The following is a 24,815-nucleotide window of genomic DNA, read 5'->3' on the forward strand; positions in this document are numbered from 1 at the left end:
GCGGCGGCATTCGCGCTGATTTGCGCCGCATACGGGTGGGTCGCGTCGATCACGAGGCCGATGCCGGCGTCGCGCAGATAGGCGGCCAGCCGCGCGCCGCCGAAGCGCCGACACGCACGTCGCAGCGCAGATCGTCGGGCACCTTGCCGAGGCCGGCCAGGCTGTAGACGTGCCGACCCGAGCGCGCGCGCGATCTTCAGCGCGTCGCCGGTGCCGCCGAGCAGCAGGATGCGCAGGCTCATCGCGCCTCCCGACGAAGCGGCCCTGCCGGTCGATCGCGAACATCTCGACCGCGACCGACGCGGCACGATGTCGCGCGCGACGCGCAACGCCTGCGCACAGACGAGATCGCCGAGCGGCACGCCGTCGGCGTGCGCGAGCTTCAGCGCTTCCTGGCTGGTGTTCGCGGCGCGCATCGCGGCCTGCAGCGTGTCGCTTGCGCCGGCTTCGGCCGCCCACTGCGCGAGCAGCGGCAGGTCGATGCTCGAATGGCGGCTGTGCAGGTCGAGATGGCCGGCCGCGAGCTTGCTGAGCTTGCCGAAGCCGCCGCACATCGACAGCCGTGCGACCGCGCGCGCCGCAGGTGCTTGAGCACCGCGCCCGCGAAGTCACCCATCTCGATCAGCGCCATGTCGGGCAGTTGATAGTGCGCGCGCATCGCGTCCTCGCTCGCGTTGCCGGTGCACGCGGCAATATGCGCGATGCCGTTCGCGCGGGCGACGTCGATGCCCTGGTGGATCGACGCGATATAGGCCGAACACGAGAACGGCCGCACGATGCCGGTCGTACCGAGGATCGACAGCCCGCCGACGATGCCGAGGCGCGGGTTCATCGTCTTCAGCGCGAGCGCTTCGCCGCCTTCGACGCCGATCGTCACGTCGAAGCCGCCCGCATAGCCGTGCTCGGCCGCCAGCGCGTCAGGTGCGTCGTCATCATCTGGCGCGGCACCGGGTTGATCGCCGGTTCGCCGACCGGCAGCGTCAGCCCCGCGCGCGTGACCGTGCCGACGCCCGGCCCCGCATGAAACCGCACGCCGGGCGCCGCCGCGAGCGCGACGCGCGCGAAGATCAGCGCGCCGTGCGTAACGTCCGGATCGTCGCCGGCATCCTTGATGGTGCCGGCTTCCGCACCGTCGGCGGCCCGGCAGAACGCGAGCCGCATCATCACGCGCTGCCCCTTCGGCAGCACGATCTCGACCGCGTCGTCCGCACGACCCGCGAGCAGCAGCCGCGCGCGGCGAGCGACGTCGCGGTCGCGCAGCTGCCGGTCGTATAGCCGAAGCGTAGCGGCGGGCTGTTCGGGAGTCTCGTCGCGCATCACGCGTCCGTTGTGTTCGTCGCGGCCGACGAGGCGGATATGTCGGCCGCGTCGGGCTTGCGCACGTCGTACAGCGTGACCGGCAACGTCTGTCGCCACGTATCGAAGCGGCCGAGCGGCTCGGCGTGTGCGAGCGACACGCGCGTGAGCGTGCCGCCATGCGCGTCGCGCCAGGCGGCGAGCATCATCTCGCCTTGCAGCGTGACCGCGTTCGCGACCAGCCGGCCGCCGGGCTTCAGCGTGGCCCAGCACGCGTCGAGCACGCCGGCGCGGTCGCCCCGCCGCCGATGAAGATCGCGTCGGGCGCGGCGAGTCCCGCGAGCGCGTCGGCGCGCGGCCCGCGACGAGCTGCAGGCCCGGTACGCCGAGCGCGTCGCGGTTGTGCTCGATGAAGCGCTGCCGCTCCGCATGCGCTTCGATCGCGATCGCCTGGCATGACGGATGCGCGCGCATCCATTCGATGCCGATCGAGCCGCTGCCGGCGCCGACGTCCCACAGCAGTTCGCCGGGCGCCGGTGCGAGACGCCCGAGCGTCATCGCGCGCAGGTCGCGCTTGGTGAGCTGGCCGTCGTGACGGTACGCATCGTCCGGCAGGCCGGGCGTGAGCGCGCGGCGCGGCGCGTCGGGGCCGGGCTGGCAGTCGAGTGCGACCAGGTTGAGCGCGCCGTTTCGTCGATGCGCCAGTCCTGCGCGAGGCCGTCGAGGCGCCGCTCGAGCGGGCCGCCCAGATGTTCGAACACGCTGATGCGCGTCGGCCCGAAGCCGCGAGCGACGAGTTCGGCCGCGACGCGGCCGGCGTGCGTCCGTCGGCGCTCAGCACGAACAGGCGGCGCCCGGCAGCAGGTGACGCGCGAGCGTCGCCAGCGGCCGGCCGACGAGCGAGACCGCGCCGACATCCTGCAGCGCCAGCCGAGGCGCGCGGCCGCGAGCGACAGCGACGACGGCGCGGGCAGTACGCGCCATTCGTCGGGGGAAAGCCGGCGCGCGAGCGTGGCGCCCACGCCGAACAGCATCGGGTCGCCGCTGGCGAGCACGCAGACGGCGACGCGCGCCGCGCCAGCACGCCCGCGAGGTCGAACGGCGACGGCCACGTTTCGCGCGCGGCCGGCAGCCGTGCGGGCAGCATGTCGAGATGCCGCTTCGCGCCGACGACGAGCGTCGCGTCGAGCAATGCGCGCCGCGCACTGCGTCCGAGCCCCGCGTAACCGTCGTCGCCGATGCCCACTACCGTCAGCCACGCCGTCATGCACCCTCCCCATCGTTCGATTTCCTACCGTGTGTTGCGATGCGCGGCGGCCGGGCTGCCGCGCGTTGATTCGTTGATGATCCCGATCCGCCCCGCGCCGTGCGTGCTGCCCGCCCGCCGGTGCGATGCGACGACGACGTCACCCGAGCGGCACGCCGACGACGAACGTCAGCAAGGCGAGAACCATCCCGCCGATCGACGCGATCAGCAGCCAGCCGAGCAGCAGCCACGTGAGCGAGCGTGCATCGGTTTTCCGGTACAGGAACGTGCGCCCGCCACGATCGGCACGCCGAGGCCCGCGAGGCCGACATTCTTCGGCCACTCGGCCGACGGCGCAAGCGGATCAATACGCACGCGAGCAGCATCCAGGCCGGGATGGCCAGCAGGCCGAGCGCAATGCCCATGCCGAACAGCTCCGTCTGGCGAGTCTCATCGCGGATACCGGCGGTCGCCGGCCTGGTGTCGAGCTGCCAATCGTACCATTTGCGAGATAGAGCAAAACCGGCTGAAACTGCGCTGTGACGCGGTTGTGCGGCAAATCGACAATGCCGGATCGTCTCGAAAATCGGGTATCCTACGGCCGTTCGTTCGCCGGTGCCCCTCGGGGCCGAAGAGGGAACACAGGGCGCGCCACGCGCCGCTGTGGCTGCCCCCGCAACTGTAGACAGCGAGCCGATCTCCCCCTCATGCCACTGGTTCCACGGGAAGGCCGGGAGCCGGCGCCGACCTGTCAGCCAGGAGACCTGCCGGCCAGAAAGTGCGTGCGTGCCAGTCGCGTCGGGCGGGGTGTACCGATACGTTGGCCGCGGCCCGACACTGTCCCGGTACCCCGTTGAGTTCCCCCCCGTTTCGATTCCTGCGTCGCCCGTCGTGCGCCCGTCGGCCTGCCCGGGCTCGTGCGCGTGGTCGCGGCCGTCGACGGCGGGCTGTGCCGGATCAAGCTGCCGGGCGCAGGCTCGACGCGCGTCAGGCACGTGCGATCGCCGCCGCCGCGCGCGCCTTCGGCTCGGGCGCGATCGACGCGACCAATCGCGCGAATCTCCAGCTGCGCGGCATTCGCGACGGCGCGGCCGACGCGCTGACGCGTGCGTTGCTCGAAGCGGGTCTCGGCCCGCCGTCGACGCCACCTCGAATGCAGACGCCGATGCGCCGCGCTCGCCGCGAGCGACGACGTGCGCAACGTAATGCTCAGCCCGCTCGCCGGCCACGACCCTGCCGCACTCGTCGACAGCCGCGCGCTCGCCGCGCCGCTCTTCGACATGCTGGCGCGCGAGCCCCGCCGCGGCGAGCTGTCGCCGAAATTCTCGATCCAGCTCGACGGTGGCGAATCGGTTGCGGCGCTCGACCATCCGCACGACATCTGGCTGGCCGCCTGGCGTCGCGGCGATGGCGCGGTGCGCATCGCGGCCGGGCTGACCGGCTGTCCGCCGGTTGCATACGACGATCCACCCGCTTCGGTCGATGTCGCGCCCGATCAAGCTACCGCGCTGGTTCGCGCGCTGCTGCTCGCATTCCTCGATCTCGCACCGGCCGACGTCACGCGGATGCGCGCGCTGCTCGCAATATGCGGCGAACGTGTGCTGCTCGAACGCGCGCAGCACTACCTGCCCTTTCCGCTTGAAGCCGATCCGGCGCTTGCCGGCTGGCGCCGCACGTGCACCGACCCGACGTTGCGTTTCGGCGTGCGCCCGTCGCTCGATGCGACGCGCTGCAACGTCGGCGCGCAATTCGTGCTCGGCCGGCTCGATGCCACCCAACTGGAACGGCTCGCCGCGCTGGCCGAAACCGACGGCGACGGCACGCTGTCGATGACGCCATGGCAAGGCGTATTCCTGCATCGCGTATCGCGCGAACGCGCACCGGCCACGCGCGATGCGCTCGCGTCGCTCGGCCTCGTCTGCGCGTCGTCCGACCCGCTGGCGACGCTCGTCGCGTGCACCGGCAGCGCGGGCTGCGCGAAGGCGCGCGCCGACACGAAGCACGACGCCCTCGCGCTCGCCGCCCGCATCGGCCACGCAGTCGACGTGCACCTGACCGGCTGCGAGCGCCACTGCGCGCTGCCGCATCCCGCGACGCACACGCTCGTCGCGGTTGCGCCCGCGCACTACGACCTTTACCGGCGCGACGCCGCGGCGGGCCTCGGCGCCCCGCTCGCGCGCCATCTGACGATTGACCAGGCCGCGGCCCGACTGACGGGCGCGCGGCACAGCCAGGACACCACCGATGCTTGACTACATTCGCGACGGGCAGGAAATCTACCGCCAGTCGTTCGCGACGATCCGCGCCGAGGCCGACCTGTCGCAGGTTCCGCCCGACCTCGAGAAACTCGCGGTGCGCGTGATCCATGCGTGCGGGATGGTCGACGTCGTCTACGACTTGCGTTTCTCGGCCGGCGCCGGCACGGCGGGCCGCACGGCGCTCGCGGCCGGCGCGCCGATCCTGTGCGATGCGCGGATGGTCGCCGAAGGCATCACGCGTGCACGGCTGCCTGCCGACAACCGCGTGATCTGCACGCTCGGCGAGCCCGAGGTGCCGGATCTCGCGCGGCATCTCGGCAACACGCGTTCGGCCGCCGCGCTCGAGCTGTGGCGCCCGCATCTCGCGGGCAGCGTCGTCGTGATCGGCAATGCGCCGACCGCGCTGTTCCACCTGCTCGACATGATCGACGCCGGTGCGCCGCGCCCCGCGCTGATCCTCGGTTTCCCGGTCGGCTTCATCGGCGCGGCCGAATCGAAGGCGCTGCTCGATGCCGACAGCCGCGGCGTGCCGTACGTCGCCCTGCTCGGCCGGCGCGGCGGCAGCGCGATGGCGGCGGCTGCGGTCAACGCACTCGCGACGGAGGTCGAATGACGACCGCGCGCGGACGCCTGTTCGGGGTCGGCGTTGGCCCCGGCGATCCCGAACTGATGACGATCAAGGCGCTGCGCGTGCTGCAGGCCGCGCCCGTGGTCGCGTATTTCGTCGCGAAGGGCAAGAAAGGCAATGCGTACGGCATCGTCGAAGCGCACCTGCAGGACGCGCAGACGCAACTGCCGCTCGTCTATCCGGTGACGACCGAGGCCTTGCCGCCACCGCTGTGCTACGAGACGGTGATCGCCGACTTCTACGACACGGCTGCCGAGATCGTTGCCGCGCACCTCGACGCGGGGCGCGACGTCGCGGTGATCTGCGAAGGCGACCCGTTCTTCTACGGCTCGTACATGTACCTGCACGACCGCCTCGCGCCGCGCTACGACACCGAGGTGATCCCCGGCGTGTGTTCAATGCTCGGGGGCACCGCGGTGCTCGGCCAGCCGCTCGTCTATCGCAACCAGAGCCTGTCGGTGCTGTCGGGTGTACTGCCCGAGCCCGAACTGCGCGAGCGGCTCGCGCGGGCCGACGCGGCCGTCGTGATGAAGCTCGGCCGCAATTTCGACAAGGTGCGCCGCGTGCTCGACGAACTGGGGCTCGCGAAGCGCGCGCTGTATGTCGAGCGCGCGACGATGGCGAGCCAGCGCATCGTGCCGCTCGACGAAGTCGATCCGATGGCGTCGCCGTATTTCTCGCTGCTCGTCGTGCCGGGGGAAAAATGGCAAGGATGACGACTCCGCCCGCGATCGTGATTCTCGGCGCGGGCGCGCTCGATACCGCGCGGCGCATCCAGGCGCGCTATCCGGGCGCGCGCGTGCATGGCCTCGCATCGCGCGTCGCGGCCGACGTGCCGTTCGACGATCTCGGCGCGCACCTGCGTGAACTCTATGCGCGCGGGCTGCCGATCGTCGCGCTGTGCGCGGCCGGCATCGTGATCCGCTGCATTGCCGCCTCGCTCGCCGACAAGGGCGTCGAGCCGCCCGTGCTCGCGGTGGCGGAAGACGGCTCGGCGGTCGTGCCGCTGCTCGGCGGGCTGACGGGCGTCAACGTGATCGCGCGGGAAATCGCCGCATGCGTCGGCGTTGCGCCGGCGATCACGACGAGCGGCGAACTGCGTTTCGGCGCGTGCGTGCTCAATCCGCCGGAAGGCTATGCACTCGCCGATCTCGGCCAGGGCAAGCGCTTCGTGTCCGATCTGCTCGCGGGCGCGTCGACGCGCATCGACGGCGCGGCGCCGTGGCTCGACGATGTCGCGCTGCCGCGCGACGATGCGGCCGCGCATGCGATTCGCGTGACACCCAACGCATGGCGCGGGTCGCGCGACGAACTCGTGATTCATCCGCGCAGCGTGGTGATCGGCGTCGATGCGCAGGCTATCCACGCGGATGAAGCGCTTGCCGCACGCATCGATGCGGCACTCGATTCGCAAGGTCTCGCACGACTGGCGCTCGCGGCGATCGTTGCGCCCGCATCGGCAATCGGTGATGCCGTGCTGGAAGAAGCCGCGGACACGCTCGACGTGCCGCTGCGTTTCGTCGATGCCGATACCGATAAAGGCGGCGACGCTGACGCGACGGATGATGCGGCCACCCTGCTCGGTCGCGCATTGCGCGTCGCACACACGCTGCGTGCCACGACGAACGGCATCGCATGCACGGTCGCGTCGCATCCGGTCGATCCAGCCACGCTCGGCCGTGCGCGCGGCCGGCTGACGGTGCTCGGCCTCGGCCCGGGCGGCGCCGCGTGGCTCACGCCGGCTGCGCGCGCCGCGCTCGCGGACGCGACCGACATCCTCGGCTACACGACCTACGTGAACATGGCCGGCCCGTTCCGCGACGACCAGCGCGTGCACGGCACCGACAATCGCGAAGAGATGCAGCGCGCCCGCCATGCGTTCGAGCTTGCGGCCGAAGGCCGGCGCGTCGCGGTCGTGTCGTCGGGCGACCCGGGCGTGTTCGCGATGGCCGCGGCCGTGCTCGAAGCGCTCGACGAAGCGCGCGACCCGCATTGGGCCGCGGTCGACCTGCGCATTGAGCCCGGCATCTCGGCGTCGCTCGCGACGGCCGCGCAGGCCGGTGCGCCGCTTGGCCATGATTTCTGTGCAATCTCGCTGTCGGACAACCTGAAGCCTTGGGACGTGATCGAGACGCGCCTGCGGCATGCGGCGCAGGCCGATCTGGTGATGGCGTTCTACAACCCGATCTCGCGCGCACGACCGTGGCAGCTCGATCGCGCGCTCGACGTCGTGCGCGCGCACCGCAGCGCCGAGACGGTGGTCGTGCTCGGCCGCGACATCGGCCGGCCGGGCGCCACGCTCACGACGACGACGCTCGGCGCGTTGCGCAGCGACCAGGTCGACATGCGCACGATGGTGATCGTCGGCTCGTCGACGACGCGGCGCTTCGCGGTCGGCAACGCACGCGAGTGGGTCTATACGCCGCGCTGGTATCGCTGAACCCGGTCAGCGCGTCGGCGTGACGCCGCGCGTGTCTGCCTGCGCAGTGCCGGCTGCACCGTCGGCATGCCAGAACCGGCATACGAGCACGCCGACGATGGCCTGCGCCGCGACCACGAACGCGACGCAGCCGGCCCATCCCCACCGATGCCAGCCGGGCACCGGCAGGATCGAGCCGAGGCTGCCGCCGAAGTAATAGCAGGACAGGTAGATGCCGATCGCCGTCGAGCGCGCGCTCGACGCCGCCTGCGAGATGAACGTGTTGGCCGACGCCTGTTCGACGAACACGGCGGTCGAGCTGAGCGCGAGGCCGGCCAGGATCACCGGCACGTGGTCGGACAGCGTGAACAGCGCCCCGCCGATCGCGAGCGCGGCCGCGGCAAGCCCCGGCGCGCGCGGGCCGCGATGCCGCGCGAGGCGTCCTGCCAGCGGGGTCACGACCACCGCCACCAGAAACACCGCATAGATCGCGCCGATCCCGACCGTGCCGAAGTTGAACGGCGCGCGGGCGAGGCGCAGGCCGACGAACGTGAACGTCGCGACCTGCGACGCGAGTACGCATGCGCCGATCGCGAACGACGCAAGCAGCGGGCCGCGCGTGACGATGCGCCAGGACGGCCCCGCGCCGCGATCTGCCTCATGCTCGACGCGCCGCGCGGTTGGGCCGGACGCCGGCAGGCTCGCGTAGATCGCGACGCCCGTGACGAGACACAACGCCGCGACGACGTCGAGCGCATGCCGCCAGCCCCAGATCGACGTCATCAGGTTGGTCGCGAAGCGGCCGGCGAAACCGCCGAGCGTCGTGCCGGCGACGAACAGCGCGCTGATCTCGGCCGACGTGCCGCGATCGAAGCGCTCGGCGATATACGCGATCGACAGCGCGAAGATGAACGGCATGACGAGACCGGCCGCAAAGCGCGCGCCGAGGAACGACGCGAAACTGCCCGCCTGCGCGGACCACACGACCGGCAGCGCGACGGCCACCGCCGCGAGCGAGATCGCGACGCGCCGCTCGATGCGCGCGGCCAGCACGCCGACGAACGGCGCGATAATGGCGACGGCCGTGGTGGTGGCGCTCACGCCCTGCCCCGCGTGCTCCGCGCTGACGCCGAAGGTGGCCGCGAGTTCGTGCAGGATGCCCTGCGTCGAATACAGATTGAGAAACGCGGCGAAGCCGCAGAGAAAGAACGCGATGCGCGTGGTCCTGTCGTTCATCGGAGCTGCCTGGTCGTCGATACCGACAGTCTGACGAGCGCGCCGCGTGCACGCCAATACCGTTTTCATCGCGATTGATACCGGAACGACAACAATGCTCGACCTGCGCCGCCTCCGCTATTTCGTGGTCGTCGCCGACGAACTGCACTTCGGCCGCGCGGCGTTGCGCCTGCGGGTCGCGCAGCCGCCGCTGACGCGCCATATCGCCGCGCTGGAAAGCGAGCTCGGCGTCCGGCTGTTCGAGCGTTCGACGCGCGCGGTGCGGCTGACGCCGGAGGGCGCCGCGTTCCTCGACCATGCGCGCCACGTCGTCAGCGCGGCCGCCGAGGCCGAGGCGAGTGCACGCAAGATCGCGCAGGGCATCGCCGGGCGGATCGTGATCGGCTATGCGAGTTCGATTCCGATGTCCGACACGTTCCCGGACGTGATCCGCGTCGCGAGCCGGACGATGCCCGATGTCGAGCTCGCGTTCCGCGAGGTGGCGACCGCAAGCCAGCGCCAGCAGATCGCGGACGGCACGATGGACATCGGTTTCGGCTGGGCATGGCACGGTGCGCCCGGCGCGCCGGTGGCGTCGCTCGTCGTGTCGCGCGAACCGCTCGTCGCGGCCGTGCCGGCCGGCGATCCGCTCGCGAGCCGTGCGAGCGTCGACGTCGCAGCGCTTGCGCACGCAACCTTCGTCACCTTTCCGCCCGGTTACGGCTCGGCATTGACCGCGGCACTGGACGACCTGTGCGCGCAAGCCGGATTCACGCCGCGGATCGGCGCGACCGCCGCACAGATCACGACGCTCGTGTCGCTGGTGGCCGCCGAGCGCGGCATCGCGATCGTGCCGGGCTTCACGGCGACGCTGCAGCGTCCGGGCGTCGTCTACGTGCCGCTCGCCGGCACGCGCGCGGTCGAGCAGATCGTGTCGTGGAACGAGCCGTTCGCATCGGTGTGCGTCGAACGCTTCGTCGCGCTGGCACGCTCGCTCGTGCAGCCGCCATCGGCTTGAAGCACGGCGAGCAATACGCGGCGGGCCTCACCCGGTCGATCGGAAAAATCACCCGCGTCGCGCATGCCGGAACTGTGTCGAATCGGCAAGATCGTTACGTATCGGGAATCAAATAACAAAAAGAACTCCTGACCATTCACTATTCGACGCGAATCCTCCAAGATGAGCACGCCGTCGGCCGGGCATGCCCGGTCGCCCGACCGGCGGCGATACGCGGGCCAGCGTATCCCTCTTCCACTTGGAGAACACAATGAACAACAATGTGTTGCCGCGTTTCATCCCGCGCGCATTTGCGGCGGGTTGCCTGCTTGCCGTGGCGAGCGTGTCCCAGGGCGCCGGCGTCTATGCGCCCTATGTCGACGTGACGCTCTATCCGACGCCGCTCGTCGACCAGATCGGCGTCCGGCAAGGCATCCAGCAGTTCACGCTCGCGTTCGTGGTCGCGGGCAACGGCTGTGTGCCGTCGTGGGGCGGCGTGCAGCCGATCGGCAACGGCTCAAGCGGCGGCCTGCTGACCGCGCTGTCGACGTCGATCGCGAGCTATCGCGCGAAAGGCGGCGAAGTCGCCGTGTCGTTCGGCGGCGCGAACGGCACGCCGCTGATGCAGGCGTGCACGACGGTCCCCGCGCTGGCGAGCGCGTACCAGACCGTGATCGACACGTACGGCCTCACGCACATCGACTTCGACATCGAAGGTGCGTCGCAAACGGACACGGCCGCGGTCGCACGCAACTTCCAGGCGGTCACGCAGCTGCAGGCGAGCTATGCGGCGAAAGGCAAGCCGCTGCACGTCACGCTGACGTTGCCGACGATGCCGACCGGGCTCACGCAGGACGGCCTGAACGTCGTCAACGCGGCGATCTCGAACAAGACCGCGTTCGATGCGGTGAACGTGATGGCGATGGACTATGGCCCCGCGAACCTCGACATGGGCGCGGCCGCGATCAGTGCCGCGCAGGCGCTCTATTCGCAGCTCGATACGGCCTTCAAATCGGCCGGCCAGCCGAAGACGAATGCGCAGCTCTGGCAGATGGTCGGCGTCACGCCGATGATCGGCGTGAACGACGTGCAGGGCGAAACCTTCACGCTCGCGAATGCGCAAAGCGCGCTGAACGCGGCGGTCGGCAACGGCTACGGCTTCTTCGGCAACTGGTCGGTCGGTCGCGACCAGGCCTGCCCGTCGGGCGGCTCGTATGCGTCGCCGACCTGCTCGGGCGTCGCGCAGCAGCCGTATGCGTTCGCGACGATCTTCAAGCAGCTCGACGGCAAGTGGGGCGCGGGCGTCACGCAGGATCCGAACTACGGCGGCGGCTCGAACGGCGGCACGCCGCAGCCGGGTGCGCCCTGGGCGGCCGGCCAGGTCTATACGGCCGGCGCGACGGTCACCTACCAGGGCACGACGTACCAGGCGCAATGGTGGACGCAGGGCGACGTGCCCGGCCAGGCCGCCGTGTGGAAGGCGGTCGGCGGCGGCACCGCCACGTGGTCGGCCACCACCGCGTATTCAGGCGGCACCTGCGTGATGTACCAGGGCGCGAAATACTGCGCGAAATGGTGGACGCAAGGCGACAACCCGAGTGCGGGCGGCGTGTGGGTGAAGTCGTGATGCGGCGTAGCGGCCGGCGCTAGGCTTCAGGCCCGTGCATCGGGGGCCGTTCACGGCGATCGCCCGCTACGGGATCGCCGGCGGACGGCCCGCTGATCGGTAGCACCCTGCCCGCTTTCAGTCGCGCGCGTGCTCGGCCAGCAGCCTCGCCTTCGCGTCGACGAGCAGCGCCGCATGCGTGTCGCGATGCTGGCGAATCCGCTCGGTCGGCCCGACCACCGACAGCCCGTACCAGTCGCCGTCGAGCGTCAGTGCGACCGCAATGGCCGACAGCTCGGGCGCGCTCTCGCCGAAGTTCTCGGCCCAGCCGAGTTCGCGAAACCGGGCGGTTTGCGCGACGAGCGCGGGCAGATCCGCCACCGTCGCGTCGGTGAAGCGCTCGAACGGCAACTGCGCGCCGAGCGCCTGCTGCGCGTCGCCGGCCAGTTCCGCGAAGATCGCCTTGCCGATCGAGTTCGCATGCAGCGGGCGCAGTTCGCCCGGCGCGCGCGTATAGCGGATCGCCTGCTCCGATTCGACGACGTCGAGATACGTGACCGACACCCCCTGGATCTTGCCGAGCACCGCCGTCTCGCGGCTCGCGTCGCGCAGCGCGACGAGATGCGGATGGACGATGTCGACGACCGGATCGGTCGCGTCGATCGCGGCGGCGAGCGTCTGCAGGCGGCGCGTCGGGTAGTAGCCGCCGCGCTTGCGTACTTCGTACAGGTAGCCGCGGCTCACGAGCGTGCGCGCCATCGCGAGGCAGCTCGACGCCGGCACATTGAGCAGGCGCGCGAGTTCGGTGAGCGGCAGCGGCCGCCGTTCGGCGGCGAACAGCTCGAACAGGTCGAGCGTGCGGGCAACGAGTTTGACGTCCATGACGAGTGCTTGAATCGGAACGGGACACCGCGCACCGGGCCGGCTGCCAGGTCGGACCGGTCAGTACGACTTCGGCAGCCCGAGCACCTTCTCCGCGATGTAGCACAGGATCAGTTGCGGACTCACGGGCGCGAGCCTCGGAATCATACACTCGCGCAGGTAGCGCTCGACATGGTATTCCTTCGCATAGCCCATCCCGCCGTGCGTCGCGACCGCCGTCTGGCACGCCTGGAACGCGGCTTCCGCGCCGAGGTATTTCGCGGCGTTGGCCTCCGCGCCGCACGACTGCCCCGCGTCGTAGCGCGTCGCGGCCTTCATCACCATCAGCCACGCGGCCTCGAGCTGCATCCACGCCTGCGCGAGCGGATGCTGGATCGACTGGTTCTGCCCGATCGGCCGCCCGAACACGACGCGCTCGCACGCATACTGCGTCGCGCGGCGCAGCGCGGCCTGTCCGAGCCCGATCGCCTCCGCGGCGATCAGGATCCGCTCGGGATTCAGCCCATGCAGCAGGTAGCGGAAGCCGTCGCCTTCGTTGCCGATCAGGTCGCTTTCCGGCACGCGCAGGTTGTCGATGAACAGCATGTTCGAATCGACCGCCTTGCGGCCCATTTTCTCGATCTCGCGCACCTCGACGCGCGAGCGGTCGAGGTCGGTATAGAACAGGCTCAGCCCGTCGGTCGGCTTCGCGACCTGGTCGAGCGGCGTCGTGCGTGCGATGATCAGCATCTTGTTCGCGACCTGCGCGGTCGAGATCCAGATCTTGCGCCCGCTCAGCACGTAATGGTCGCCGTCGCGGCGCGCCTGCGTGCTCAGGTGCGTGGTGTCGAGGCCCGCATCGGGTTCGGTCACCGCGAAGCACGCCTTGTCGCGCCCGGCGATCAGCGGCGGCAGGAAGCGCGCCTTCTGTGCGTCGGTGCCGAACACCTGCACCGGATTCAGCCCGAAGATGTTCATGTGGACGGCAGACGCGCCGGACAGGCCGGCGCCCGACGCGCTGATCGTGCGCATCATCAGCGCGGCCTCGGTCATCCCAAGCCCGGCGCCGCCATGGGCCGGGTCCATCGCGATGCCGAGCCAGCCGGCCTCGGCGAGCGCCGCGTGGAAGTCGGCCGGAAACCCGCCCGCGCGGTCGCGTTCGAGCCAGTAGTCGTCGCCGAAGCGCGCGCAGATTTTCTCGATCGCGCTTTCGATCGCGCGCTGGTCATCGGTCAGGTCGAACTGCATGGCATGCACTCCTGGAAAAGGCGAAGCGGCTGCGCCGCTTTCAAGAAGGAAAACGCCCGGCGGCGTCGAGGCTTGCGCTTCGAAGAACGTCCCGTTGCGGGATGGCCCTCTCGGCGCGTTGATACCAAGCGGCCGGTCCCGGGCGCTCACAGCGGAAACACGCCCACGATCACCGCGGCGAATACCATCAGCACCGTGGCGGCGAACAGGAACGGAATCGTGAATTTCTGGTGCTCGGCGAGCTCGACGCCGGTCAGGCCGACGATCAGGAACGTCGCGGGCGTGAGCGGGCTGACCGGAAAGCCCGTCGTCATCTGGCCGAGCAGTGCTGCCTGCGCCATCTGGATCGGTGGCACGCCGAGCAGCTTCGCGCTTTCCGCGAGCACCGGCAGCACGCCGAAGTAGAACGAATCGGGGTCGAACAGCAGGCTGAGCGGCATCGACAGCAGCCCGAGCACGAACGGCATGTGGCGCGCATGCTCGACCGGCACGTGCGCGACGACCACGTCCGCCATCGCCTTCAGCATGCCCGTGCCGGACATGATGCCGGTGAATGCTCCGGCCGCTAGCAGCACGCTCGCCATCATCAGCGCGGCCTTGGCATGCGCGTCGATCCGCTCACGCTGGGCCTGCACGTCCGGGTAGTTGATCACGAGCGCGGCGACCGTGCCGAGCATGAACATCACCATCGGGTCGACGATGCCCGACACGAGCGTGACGAGCACGACGAGCGTCAGCACGAGATTGATCCGGAAGCGTTCCGGCCGGCGCAATGCGCGCTCGGCATCGGTCAGCGCCCGCGGCGCAATCGCGAGCGACGCCGCGCCGGCACGATCGAGCCCGAGCCGCTTCGCCTCGCGCACGCCGAGCACGTAGGCGGTGCCGAACACGAACACGAGCCCGACGATCTGCACCGGAATCATCGGCATGAAGATCGCGGAGCCGGGAATGTGCAGCGCCGCCGACGCGCGCAGCATCGGCCCGACCCACGGCAGGAAATTGACGCCGGCCGCCATCGACGCGACGCACGCGAGGATGCGGCGATCCATCCCGAGCCGCGTATAGAGCGGCATCATCGCGGGCAGCGTGACGAGAAACGTGACGGCGCCCGAACCGTCGAGATGGATCAGCAGCGCGAGCAGCGCCGAGCCCATCACGATACGCGGCGGATGGCAGCCGATCACGCGCAGCACGCCCGCGATGATCGGATCGAGCATCCCGGCATCGGTAAGGATTCCGAAAAAAAGAATCGCAAAAACGAACATCCCGGCGATCGGGCCGATGTTCTGGACGCCGTGCACGATGAACTTGCCGGTCGCGAGCCCGAACCCGGCCGCGAGCGACGCGGCCACCGGCACGACGATCAGCGCGACGAGCGGCGACAGCCGCTTCGTGATGATCAGGCCGAACAGCGCGACGATGGCGATCGCGCCGATCCATGCAAGCATGATGCGTCTCCTTTTCAGCCGGTGCGCGCGTCGTCGCCCGGCGTGGTGTGCGAGTGGCCGTACGGCGCCGTCGGGCGCGTGGCACGGCCGGCGGCCGCGGTGCCGGTCAGTCCCGGTGCGTGTCGTGGTCGCGGTCGTCAGCGTTGGCCGCGGCGTCGGCGAACACCTGCGCCGCGTGTTCGTTCAGCGCGGGCGGCGGCCGCCGGTACGTGGCCGGCGTGCGGCCGAGCTTGATCGGCGACGCGATGCCGCGATGCCGGCCCAGCTCGACCTTCATCCGCCGATGCGCGACGTGCGGATGGTCGAGCGCCGCATCGAGCCCGAGCACCGGCGCGCACGGCACGCCGCGGCGCATCAGTTGCTCGGCGAGCGCCGCGCCGTCGTGGGCGGCCAGCGCCGTGTCGAGCAGCGTGCGCAACGCGGCGCGGTTCGCGCTGCGCGCGCGGTTGTCCGCGAAACGGGGATCGTCGAGCCAGTCGCGCGTGCCGAGCACGTCGCACAAGCCCGCGAACTGCCCGTTGTTGCCGACCGCCAGAAAGATGTCGACGCTCGCCGTCGGAAAGCTGTCGTACGGCGTGATGTTCGGATGCGCATTGCCGGTGCGCACGGGTGCCTTCCCCGAATGGAAGAAGTTCGGCGTATGCGGATGCAGGATCGACAGCGCGCAGTCGAACAGCGTCGATTCGACGAACTGGCCGCGGCCGCTCGCGTCGCGCTCGCGCAGCGCCATCAGCACGCCGAGCGCCGCGTTCAGCCCGGTCACGAGATCGACGATCGGCACGCCGACCCGCAGCGGCGCGCCGCCGGCTTCGCCATTGACGCTCATCAGCCCCGCAAGCGCCTGCACGGCCGCGTCGTAGCCGGGCAGCCCGCCGAGCGGGCCGTCCGCGCCGAAGCCCGACACGCGGCAATGGACGAGGCGCGGAAACCGCGCATGCAGCGCGTCGAAGCCGAGCCCCCAGCGCTCCATCGTGCCGATCTTGAAGTTCTCGACGATCGCGTCCGCGTGTTCGAGCAGGCCGAGCAGCCGCTCGCGGTCGGCCGGTTGCGTCAGGTCGAGCGCGATCCCGAGCTTGTTGCGGTTCACGCCGAGGAAGTACGACGCGGTATCGCCGTCGAACGGCGGGCCCCAGGTGCGCGTCTCGTCGCCGGACGGCGGTTCGACCTTGATCACCTCCGCGCCGTGGTCGGCCAGGATCTGCGTCGCATACGGGCCACCCAGCACCCGCGACAGATCGATGATGCGCAATCCCGCCAGTGCGCCCTGCTGCTCGTGTTCCGCCATGCGTCCCGCTCCTGGTTCCGGTTGATCGGACGGCCGGTCCGGCAGGCCCGGCGCCTGGGCGCGAGCTTCCGGATTCGGCGAATAATTCTTGTATGTGAATTTATATTCACACTCAGGAATTACGTTGTCAACCCCGGCGGCACCCTGACGCGAAGCGAAAGACGCCGCCGTGAGCAAGCGGGAGCGACGCCGAACACGGGCCGGTTGCGGCGGCCTACCGCCTTTCGTTAAGCTGGCGGGCAACCTTCATCTCAAAATAATCGGGCGGATCATTCATGAAACGGATGCTGCTGGCGGCCTTCATGCTGGCGTCGACGCTGGGCGTCGGACATGCGCAAACCCAGACGTTCCACTTCGGCGAAGGACAGACCGGGATGCCGGGTGGATCGCCGCAGGCGGCCTCACCGACCGCCCGGCCCGCGCCCGCGCGCCGGCACGTCACGCCGCCGCCGTCCCACCATCGGCGGGCTGTCCACAAGCGCCGCCAGCCGCGCCACGTGAAGCCCACGCGCAGCGGCATCTATACGCACGCGTGACTCGGCGTTTGCCCCGCGAGGGCGTGCATGGAACTGTCATGAACGGCCGCTAAGATCGGTGCGGCTGCCTCTACGCCGTGGTGGCGGCTGGCGGGTCACGCGCCGCCGACACGCATTTTCTCCACGATTCAGCACCTGTTTTACCGAACATGAGTACCGGGCTGGACACTCTCGCCGTCATCAAGGAACGTGCCACGATCGTGTGCCGTCAGCGCAGCAGCGTGCTGCTGGTCGCCCGCACCGCGTCGCGCTGGTCGCTGCCGGGCGGCACGATCCGGCGTGGCGAGACGCCGCTCGATGCTGCCCTGCGGGAGCTTGCCGAGGAAACGCGGCTGGAGGGGCTCGCGCTCGATTACGCAGTGCAGTTCGGCGGGCTGACGAAGCTCCATCACGTGTTCGTGGCCGACGTGCCGGCGCACCTGACGCCGCGCGCGAGCAACGAGATCGCCCGCTGCAAGTGGTTCACCGTCGACCGGCTCGACACGCTGCGTGCGAGCGTGCCGACGCGCAAGATCATCGAGCTGCTGCGTCTCGACTGTTTCTCGGCGATCGCGAACGGCCGGCTGCGCTGACGTCCGCATCCCCCGCGCCGCTCACGTGCGCAGGAACGGGCCGGCCTTGCGTTCGAGCAGCGTGACGCGTTCCGGCTGCATGCCGGCGGAACGGTCGGGAAGGTCGAGGCACACGATCTTCTTGTGCCGCAGATGCGCGCCGAATTGCGCCGCCAGCCGCGCCTTGTGCGCATGCTCCATCACGAATACGACATCGGCCCAGTCGAGCTGCTCGGCGGACACGCGCGTGTCCGCATCCGGCGCGAGGCCCGCGGAGCCGGTTTCGACGCCAGGCCTCGCGGCGAACACCGCTTCGGCCGTCGGGCTGCGCAGCCGGTTGCGGCTGCAGACGAAACCTGCCCGCGTCATGTCGCTTCGAGATTGCCCGACGCCAGCCTGATCAACCTTGTGGAATCGTGCCCGGCCGGACGTACGCGAGCATGTGCGGCACGTAGTCGGCCTTGCCGAGTTCGACGCCGTGGTGGCGCAGGATCGCGTACGCGGCGATCGTGTGGAAGTAGAACTGCGGCAGCGCCCAGTCGCGTGCGTACTGCTCGCCCGTCATGTCGAACGCGATCCCGTTCGGCAAGTCGAGCGCGATCGGCCGCACGGCACCGCCGTCGAGCGCATCCGGTGCGAGGTCGCCGAGAAACGTGAGCGTGCCGGCGACGATCGCCTGCGCATCGGCGAGCGTGCCGGGCTGCGCATCCGCATGCCATCCTGCCTCGCGCAATGCGAGCAATGCGGCCGGCAGCGGCTCGCCGCGCAGCCGGTGGACGGGCTCCATCGCCTGGAAGCACGAGAAGCGCACCTGCGCCGCGAGCGGATACATGTCGGGCGCCAGCTTCAGCGACATCGCCGCGTCGGGCGCATCGCCCGCGGCCTGACGATGCGCGGCAGCCTTGTCGAGCCACGCGGACTGCGCGCGCAGCATCTGGGTGAAGGTCGGAACGAGAAGTTGAGTCGGTGACACGCGCGCCCTCCTATGCTGTGTTGTGGTTTGCGCCACGATAGCAGCGTAAGGACAAACCTGCATCCTCGCGGGGGCGATGCGCGCGATTCCACGCGGATTCGGTGATGCAGCGCCTGGCGCGCAGGTGTCGCCCCACGCAGGGCGATCACGACACGCGGCCGCCGCGACGCCACCTCAAGGCTTGCCGTGCCGCGCCAGGAAGCGGTCGAACTGCGAGGCAAACGCCTTGCCGTCGCGTGCGCTGAACGGCGCCGGGCCGCCCGTGTCGATGCCCGCGCTGCGCAACTGGTCCATCATCGCGCGCGTCGACAGGCGTTCCTCGATGTTCTCGCGGCTGAACCAGTTGCCGCGCGGGTCGAGCGCATGTGCGCCCTTGTCGAGCACGGCGGCGGCCAGCGGAATGTCGGCGGTGATCACGAGGTCGCCCGCTTCCACCAGCTCGACGATGCGCGCATCGGCCACGTCGAAACCGGCCGGCACCTGCACCGCCTTGATGAACGGCGACGGCGGCGTGCGCAGAAACTGGTTCGCGACCAGCGTCACGCAGATTTCTGCACGACGCGCGGCGCGAAACAGCATGTCCTTGATGACGGCGGGACACGCGTCGGCATCGACCAGTACTTGCATGGCGGGTTGTTCCAATGGGTTGAAGCAGAAGCGGCGATCATAGCGCACCGCCGGCCGGCCATCAGCCGGCGCGGCCCGTGCACAGCGCGTCGGCCGTCACCCACTGCGCGCCCCACGCCGCGGCGAGCCGCGCGCCCTGCCCGATTCGCACGGCCGCATCGTCGAAGTCGACGAACACGACGTGATCGGCCGCCGCGGGTTTCGCGGGCGTCTCGCGCGTGCGGCCGTCGGACAGCACCCACAGCCAGCGCTGCTTGCCCGGCTCACGCCGCGCCGCGCGTGCGAGCAATTGCGCGGCGGCCGCGATGCCGTCCGCGAGCGGCGTGCCGCCACCGCCTTCGACCGGTTCGAGCCAGCGCGCATTCCACCAGCGCGGCACGGCCGGGCCGAAGCGGCGCACGGCGCCATGGCCGCCGAAACAGATCAGCGCGGTTTCGACGCGGTCGCGCGCGGCCTGGTCGAAATACGCGACGATCAGCCCCTTCGCCAGTGCGAGCCGCTCGTGCGACAGCATCGACGCCGAGCAGTCGAGCACGAAGCAATGCAGTGCGTGCGGCGTGCCGGCACGTTCGCGGAAACGCAGATGGTCGCGATGCAGCGGGCCGCCGCGCTTCGCGACGAGCGTCGCCGGCCACGCCACGGTGGTGCCGGTGCGTGTCGTGCCCGGCACGCGCGCGGCTGCGCCTGATTGCCATCGAGGGCCGCGAACGGTGTCCGCGGCGGCGCCGGCTCGATGGCTCAGCGTTTTTTTAGCGGCAGCGGCACCACGCTTTTCACGTCGCGCAGCCCGGCCGGTTCGGGCGGCAGGTAGCCCCAGTCGCCCTGCGATGCCGCGGCATCGTTCTTCGCCGCACCCGATGGATCGTCGGGGCGCTCGCGCGCATCGGAAGGCGTGTGGCCGTCGGGGCCGTCGTCTTTCTGCGGCGCTTGCGACGATGGCGGCGTGCCCGCATGACGACGATGCCGCAGCACCGCGTCGGCCACCCGCTCGACATGCGACACCGTTACCGCATCGGCCTGCTCCAGCGCGGCGAGCGCACGCGCCGCGCGCAGCATCACGAGATCGGCACGCAGCCCGTCGACGGCCGCGTCGATGCACAGCGCGCTGACGCGCGCATGAACCGCATCGTCGAACTCGAGCGCCGCGAGCCGTGCGCGTGCCGCATGAATCCGGTCGACGAGTGCGCGTTGCGCGGACGCATGACGCGCGCGGAATGCATCCGGCTCGAGATCGAATGCAAGCCGCGCCTTCACGATCCGCTCGCGCTGCGCGGCGTCGAAGCAGTTCTCCAGCTCGACCATCAAACCGAAGCGGTCGAGCAACTGCGGACGCAGCTCGCCCTCCTCCGGATTCATCGTACCGATGAGCACGAAGCGCGCATCGTGCGCGTGCGACACGCCATCGCGCTCGACGATGTTCACGCCGCTCGCGGCGACGTCGAGCAGCGTATCGACGAGCCCGTCGGCGAGCAGGTTCACTTCGTCGACGTACAGCACGCCGAGATGCGCGCGCGCGAGCAGGCCCGGCCGGAAGCGCACGCCGTTTTCAGCGAGGGCATGCGCGAGATCGAGCGTGCCCGTCACCTGCTCGTCGCTCGCCGACAGCGGCAGCGTGACGAACTGCCCTTCGGGCAACAGTTCCGCCAGGCCGCGCGCCGCGGTCGATTTCGCGGTGCCGCGCGGCCCGCTCACGAGCACGCCGCCGAGCGACGGGTCGATCGCGGCGAGCAGCAGCGCCTGCTGCAGTGCATCCTGTGCGACGAGCGCCGCAAACGGAAAAACCGCGCGGGCGCGGTGCGTCGTCGGATCGGTCATCGCCGTCCCCCTTCCTGGAGTTGTTCGCTCGCGAGCCAGACCGCTTCGATCCGTTCGCGATAGTCGCCCGGTTGCTGCCACAGGCCGCGCTGCATCGCCTCGACGAAACGTTCGCAGATGCCGTGCAGCGCCTTCGGGTTGTGCCGTTCGAGGAACGCACGGGTGGCGTCGTCGAACAGGTACGCGTCCGCAACGAGCGCGTATTGATGGTCGGACAGCACGCGCGCGGTCGCGTCATAGCCGTACAGGTAGTCGACCGTCGCGGCCAGCTCGGCCGCGCCCTTGTAGCCATGGCGCTTCACGCCGTCGAGCCATTTCGGGTTGACGACGCGCGAGCGGATCACGCGCGCGATTTCCTCGCGCAGCGTGCGCATCTTCGGCGCGGCCGGGTTCGCGTGGTCGCCGTGGTAGATGCTCGGCTGCTGCCCGGACAGGTGCCGCACGGCTGCGGTCATCCCGCCCTGGAACTGGTAGTAGTCGTTCGAATCAAGGATGTCGTGCTCGCGGCTGTCCTGGTTCTGCACGACGACGTCGATCGTCGCGAGCCGCTCGCCGAACACGTCGGCCGCCGCATCGCCCGCGCTGTTCTGTGCGTACGCATGGCCGCCCCACTGACGGTAGGCATCGGCGAGATCGGCGTCGGTCTGCCAGCGGCGCTGGTCGATCAGGTCCTGCAGGCCCGCGCCGTAGCTGCCCGGCCGCGCGCCGAACACGCGCCAACCGGCCCGGCGCCGCGCTTCGTCCGGCGCCACGCCCTGCGCGACCCATTTTTCGCGTTCGCGCTCGATGCGCGCGCGAATCGGGTTCAGCTCCTCGGGTTCGTCGAGCGCGGCCACCGCCTGCACGGCCGCGTCGAACAGGTGCATCAGGTTCGGGAACGCGTCGCGGAAGAAGCCCGACACGCGCAGCGTCACGTCGATGCGCGGCCGGTCGAAGATCTCGATCGGCAGGATCTCGAAGTCGGTCACGCGATGGCTGCCGTGCGCCCATTTCGGCCGCACGCCGAGCAGCGCGAACGCCTGCGCGATGTCGTCGCCGCCCGTGCGCATCGTCGCCGTGCCCCAGACGGACAAGCCGATCGCGCGCGGATAGTCGCCGTGATCCTGCAGATGGCGCTCGATCAGTTGCTGCGCGGATTTCAGGCCGAGCGACCACGCGGCCTGCGTCGGCACCGCGCGTGTATCGACCGAGTAGAAATTGCGGCCGGTCGGCAGTACGTCGGGGCGGCCGCGCGACGGCGAGCCGCTCGGCCCCGGCGGCACGAAGCGGCCGTCGAGCCCGCGCAGCAGCTGGCGCATTTCCTCGCTGCCGCACGCGTCGAGCGCGGGCAGCAGCGTTTCGCGAACGCGTTCGATCACGGCGAGCGTGTGCGGCCAGTCGCCGGGCGGTGTCGCGTCGGTGCCCGTGCCGCCGCCGCCCGTTGCGCACAGCCCGTCCAGCCATTGCTGCGCGAGCCGTTCGAGCCGCTCGCGCGTATCGCCCGCATGGCGCCACGGCGATGCGTCGAGCGCCTGCAGGATCGCCGGCCGCGGGCCAACCCACGGCGCGGCCCAGTCGGCCGCGAGCGGATCGAAGTCGTCGCCGAGTGCGAGATCGCGCGCGAGCGCGCCGATCAGCCCGGCGCGCGGGCCCTTGCCGTCGCCGACCGGAAAGCGCGCGAGCGCGAGCAGCGTGTCGCGCCGCTGGCGATCGATCGGCGATTCGCCGAACACGTGCAGCCCGTCGCGGATCTGCGCTTCCTTCAGTTCGCACAGCCACGCGTCGACGCGCGTGAGCAGCGCATCCTCGTCGCCCGCATCGCGCGGTGGCGACACGCTCAGTTCGTCATGCAGACGATGCTCGGCGATCGTCGCGAGGATCGTCTTGCGCAGCAGCTTCGCGCGCCGCGCATCGACCATCAGCGCTTCGTAGTATTCGTCGACCTGCCGTTCGAGATCCTGCAGCGGGCCGTAGTTTTCCGCGCGCGTGAGCGGCGGCATCAGGTGATCGATGATCACGGCCTGCGCGCGGCGCTTCGCCTGGCTGCCCTCGCCCGGATCATTGACGATGAACGGATACAGGTGCGGCAGCGGCCCGAGCGTCAGGTCGGGCCAGCACGCGTCGGACAGCGCGACGCTCTTGCCCGGCAGCCATTCGAGGTTGCCGTGCTTGCCGAGGTGGATGACCGCGTCGATGCGGTACGCATCGCGCAGCCAGAAATAGAACGCGAGATACGCGTGCGGCGGCACGAGCTCGGCGTCGTGGTAGCTCGCGTAGTCGTTCTCGTCGCGCGAGCGCGACGGCTGGATGCCGACGAACACGTTGCCCGCGCGCCAGCCCGCGATCGCGAAGCGGCCGTGCCGCAGCGTCGGGTCGGCTTCGGGCGGCCCCCAGCGTTCGTTCAGCGCATCGCGCACGGCCGTCGGCAGCCGCGCGAAACGCGCGACGTAGTCGGCCAGCGGGAAGCTCTGGAATGCGGGGCGCAACGCATGCACGGCCGCGTCGTTGGTCACGCCTTCGGTGAGGCGCGCGATCAGCGCGTCGCCGTCGGGCGGCAGGTCGGCCACCGTGTAGCCCGCATCGCGCAGCGCCGCGAGCACGCGCAGCGCGGACGCCGGCGTGTCGAGGCCGACGCCGTTGCCGATCCGCCCTTCGCTTTGCGGATAGTTCGCGAGAATCAGCGCGACGCGCTTGTCGGCGTGGTCGAGCGTGCGCAGCCGGCACCAGCCGCGCGCAAGCGCCGCGACGAACGCGATCCGCTCGGCATCCGGCTGGTAGCGCACGACGTCGACTTCGGTGTGCGGGCAACGGTATGCGAGCCCCTTGAAACTCACCGCCCGCGTGACGATGCGGCCGTCGACCTCGGGCAGCGCGATGTGCATCGCGATGTCGCGCGCGTGCAGGCCCTGGTTGTCGGCCACCCACGCGTCGCGATTGCCGCCGGACAGGATCACCTGCAATACCGGCGCGTCGCCGGCGAGCACGTCGTGCCCGGGGCTGTCGATCGCGCCGGCCGCGAATGCGGTCGTGTTCAGCACGAGCGCGACGTCGTGCGCGTCGCAGAGCTGCGTGATGACTTCGCGGCTCACCGCGTCCTTCAGCGACGTGACCGCGATTGGCAGCGGATTCAGCCCCTCTTCGATGAGCGCATCGGCCAGCGCATCGAACACGGCCGTGTTCGCGGCCTGCCAGTGCGCGCGATAGAACAGGATCGCGACGACAGGCGCGCCGGGCGTCCAGCGCGGCCGCCAGTCGTCGACGCTCGCGCGGTCGCGCGCCGGGTGATACAGCGCGGCGGCCGGCAGCGGGCGCGGCAGTTCGGGTTCTTCGCCGAACCCGAGCGTGTGAAATGCAATGCTGCGCAGCAGCGCCTCGGCGTTGTGCACGCCGCCTTCACGCAGGTAGCGCCACCACAGCCGGCACAGGTCGGGCGCGACCGTGCTCTTCGCGACGAGGTTCGGGTCTTCCTGCAGGTCGCCCGAGAACATCGCGAGCTGCTGCCCGCGCTTCGACGCGAGCGACACGGCCTGCTCGATTCCGTACGGCCAGTACGCCTCGCCGCCGAGATGATCGATCACGACCGACTTCGCATGCTGCAGCACGTCGTCGACATAGAAGTCGACCGACGCCGGCTGCCGCAGGAACGTGACGTTCGCGAGCCGCACGCTCGGGAAGCCGGCCGGCAGATGCGGCACGACGCTCGCGAGCAGCGACAGCGTCGTGTCGGCCGAGCTCAGGATCACGATGTCGGCCGGTTGCTGGTCGATCCGGACGACGCCCTGCGTATCGTCGACGAAGCCGCCCGGCGTGGTGCGCAGCAGATGCAT

Annotated in this window: 21 protein-coding genes, 3 pseudogenes and 1 riboswitch; of the genes and pseudogenes, 8 read left to right on the plus strand and 16 right to left on the minus strand. The window is 70.3% G+C overall.

What is annotated here, in order from left to right; translation table 11 throughout:
• Nucleotides 1–62: 62 nt before the first annotated feature.
• The 5 genes and pseudogenes from CFB34_RS39050 to CFB34_RS15125 all read right to left on the minus strand — a co-directional run.
• Nucleotides 63–242, minus strand: a pseudogene (locus CFB34_RS39050) (cobalt-precorrin-6A reductase); the annotation flags it as partial.
• A 7-nt stretch (nt 243–249) separates the two neighbouring features.
• Nucleotides 250–1,317 (minus strand): annotated as a pseudogene (locus tag CFB34_RS39055) (cobalt-precorrin-5B (C(1))-methyltransferase); the annotation flags it as partial.
• Complete coding sequence (locus CFB34_RS15115) at nt 1,317–1,580, minus strand: hypothetical protein (protein ID WP_242808659.1); 264 nt, start codon at nt 1,578–1,580, stop codon at nt 1,317–1,319. The gene CFB34_RS15115 and the pseudogene CFB34_RS39055, both read right to left, overlap by 1 nt.
• Before the next feature lie 270 nt (nt 1,581–1,850).
• Nucleotides 1,851–2,576 carry a cobalt-precorrin-7 (C(5))-methyltransferase gene (locus CFB34_RS15120; RefSeq protein WP_242808660.1) on the minus strand — a complete coding sequence of 242 codons (726 nt, stop codon included), beginning with the start codon at nt 2,574–2,576 and terminating at the stop codon, nt 1,851–1,853.
• Nucleotides 2,577–2,702: 126 nt separating this feature from the next.
• Nucleotides 2,703–2,885, minus strand: a complete 183-nt coding sequence (locus CFB34_RS15125; RefSeq protein ID WP_242808661.1) for a hypothetical protein — start codon at nt 2,883–2,885, stop codon at nt 2,703–2,705.
• Nucleotides 2,886–3,138: 253 nt separating this feature from the next.
• Nucleotides 3,139–3,329: riboswitch (cobalamin riboswitch) on the plus strand.
• A 118-nt stretch (nt 3,330–3,447) separates the two neighbouring features.
• Between CFB34_RS15125 and cobG the strand changes: the two are divergent.
• The 4 genes and pseudogenes from cobG to cobJ all read left to right on the plus strand — a co-directional run bounded on the left by cobG (nt 3,448) and on the right by cobJ (nt 7,868).
• Nucleotides 3,448–4,794: pseudogene (gene cobG / locus CFB34_RS15135) on the plus strand (precorrin-3B synthase).
• Nucleotides 4,787–5,413 (plus strand): precorrin-8X methylmutase, encoded by a 627-nt coding sequence (locus CFB34_RS15140; protein WP_046545711.1) that lies wholly within the window; start codon nt 4,787–4,789, stop codon nt 5,411–5,413. The pseudogene cobG and the gene CFB34_RS15140 overlap by 8 nt, the downstream one beginning before the upstream one ends.
• Nucleotides 5,410–6,144 (plus strand): precorrin-2 C(20)-methyltransferase, encoded by a 735-nt coding sequence (locus CFB34_RS15145; RefSeq protein WP_089440092.1) that lies wholly within the window; start codon nt 5,410–5,412, stop codon nt 6,142–6,144. The genes CFB34_RS15140 and CFB34_RS15145 overlap by 4 nt, the downstream gene beginning before the upstream one ends.
• Nucleotides 6,141–7,868: a precorrin-3B C(17)-methyltransferase gene (gene cobJ, locus CFB34_RS15150; protein ID WP_089440091.1), complete on the plus strand. Its 1,728-nt coding sequence runs from the start codon at nt 6,141–6,143 to the stop codon at nt 7,866–7,868. The genes CFB34_RS15145 and cobJ overlap by 4 nt, the downstream gene beginning before the upstream one ends.
• 6 nt (nt 7,869–7,874) lie before the next feature.
• On the opposite strand, the gene CFB34_RS15155 is transcribed toward cobJ, so the two are convergent.
• Entirely contained in the window at nt 7,875–9,083 is a 1,209-nt protein-coding gene (locus tag CFB34_RS15155) for an MFS transporter (RefSeq protein ID WP_089440090.1), read from the minus strand.
• A 94-nt stretch (nt 9,084–9,177) separates the two neighbouring features.
• On the opposite strand from CFB34_RS15155, the gene CFB34_RS15160 reads away from it, so the two are divergent.
• The gene (locus tag CFB34_RS15160) at nt 9,178–10,080 is read left to right on the plus strand and encodes a LysR substrate-binding domain-containing protein (protein ID WP_089440089.1); all 903 of its coding nucleotides are present in this window, start codon (nt 9,178–9,180) and stop codon (nt 10,078–10,080) included.
• Between the two features lie 250 nt (nt 10,081–10,330).
• Nucleotides 10,331–11,686: a chitinase gene (locus CFB34_RS15165; protein WP_089440088.1), complete on the plus strand. Its 1,356-nt coding sequence runs from the start codon at nt 10,331–10,333 to the stop codon at nt 11,684–11,686.
• A 117-nt stretch (nt 11,687–11,803) separates the two neighbouring features.
• Here the strand turns inward: CFB34_RS15165 and CFB34_RS15170 are convergent, their stop codons facing one another.
• The 4 genes from CFB34_RS15170 to CFB34_RS15185 all read right to left on the minus strand — a co-directional run bounded on the left by CFB34_RS15170 (nt 11,804) and on the right by CFB34_RS15185 (nt 16,507).
• Nucleotides 11,804–12,547 (minus strand): IclR family transcriptional regulator, encoded by a 744-nt coding sequence (locus CFB34_RS15170; RefSeq protein ID WP_069247952.1) that lies wholly within the window; start codon nt 12,545–12,547, stop codon nt 11,804–11,806.
• Nucleotides 12,548–12,607: 60 nt separating this feature from the next.
• Nucleotides 12,608–13,774 (minus strand): acyl-CoA dehydrogenase family protein, encoded by a 1,167-nt coding sequence (locus tag CFB34_RS15175; protein ID WP_089440087.1) that lies wholly within the window; start codon nt 13,772–13,774, stop codon nt 12,608–12,610.
• 146 nt (nt 13,775–13,920) lie between these two features.
• Nucleotides 13,921–15,222: a citrate:proton symporter gene (locus tag CFB34_RS15180; RefSeq protein ID WP_069247950.1), complete on the minus strand. Its 1,302-nt coding sequence runs from the start codon at nt 15,220–15,222 to the stop codon at nt 13,921–13,923.
• Between the two features lie 106 nt (nt 15,223–15,328).
• Nucleotides 15,329–16,507, minus strand: a complete 1,179-nt coding sequence (locus CFB34_RS15185; protein WP_089440086.1) for a CoA transferase — start codon at nt 16,505–16,507, stop codon at nt 15,329–15,331.
• A 275-nt stretch (nt 16,508–16,782) separates the two neighbouring features.
• Here CFB34_RS15185 and CFB34_RS15190 point away from each other — a divergent pair, with 275 nt between their 5' ends.
• Nucleotides 16,783–17,043, plus strand: a complete 261-nt coding sequence (locus tag CFB34_RS15190) for a hypothetical protein (protein WP_089440085.1) — start codon at nt 16,783–16,785, stop codon at nt 17,041–17,043.
• 149 nt (nt 17,044–17,192) lie between these two features.
• Nucleotides 17,193–17,615, plus strand: coding sequence for an NUDIX hydrolase (locus CFB34_RS15195; protein WP_069247947.1), 423 nt, complete (start codon nt 17,193–17,195; stop codon nt 17,613–17,615).
• A gap of 21 nt (nt 17,616–17,636) precedes the next feature.
• Here CFB34_RS15195 and CFB34_RS15200 read toward each other — a convergent pair whose 3' ends face one another.
• The 6 genes from CFB34_RS15200 to cobN form a co-directional block, all read right to left on the minus strand.
• Entirely contained in the window at nt 17,637–17,963 is a 327-nt protein-coding gene (locus CFB34_RS15200; RefSeq protein WP_089440084.1) for a low molecular weight protein tyrosine phosphatase family protein, read from the minus strand.
• A 31-nt stretch (nt 17,964–17,994) separates the two neighbouring features.
• The gene (locus tag CFB34_RS15205) at nt 17,995–18,567 is read right to left on the minus strand and encodes a DUF1993 domain-containing protein (protein ID WP_089440083.1); all 573 of its coding nucleotides are present in this window, start codon (nt 18,565–18,567) and stop codon (nt 17,995–17,997) included.
• A 174-nt stretch (nt 18,568–18,741) separates the two neighbouring features.
• Nucleotides 18,742–19,194 (minus strand): YaiI/YqxD family protein, encoded by a 453-nt coding sequence (locus tag CFB34_RS15210; RefSeq protein ID WP_089440082.1) that lies wholly within the window; start codon nt 19,192–19,194, stop codon nt 18,742–18,744.
• Between the two features lie 61 nt (nt 19,195–19,255).
• Nucleotides 19,256–19,864 carry a VWA domain-containing protein gene (locus tag CFB34_RS15215; protein ID WP_089440081.1) on the minus strand — a complete coding sequence of 203 codons (609 nt, stop codon included), beginning with the start codon at nt 19,862–19,864 and terminating at the stop codon, nt 19,256–19,258.
• A 68-nt stretch (nt 19,865–19,932) separates the two neighbouring features.
• Entirely contained in the window at nt 19,933–21,009 is a 1,077-nt protein-coding gene (locus CFB34_RS15220) for an ATP-binding protein (protein WP_089440080.1), read from the minus strand.
• Nucleotides 21,006–24,815: a cobaltochelatase subunit CobN gene (gene cobN, locus CFB34_RS15225; RefSeq protein WP_089440079.1), complete on the minus strand. Its 3,810-nt coding sequence runs from the start codon at nt 24,813–24,815 to the stop codon at nt 21,006–21,008. The genes CFB34_RS15220 and cobN overlap by 4 nt, the downstream gene beginning before the upstream one ends.

The sequence above is a fragment of the Burkholderia sp. HI4860 genome (genome assembly GCF_002223045.2).
Lineage (GTDB): Bacteria > Pseudomonadota > Gammaproteobacteria > Burkholderiales > Burkholderiaceae > Burkholderia.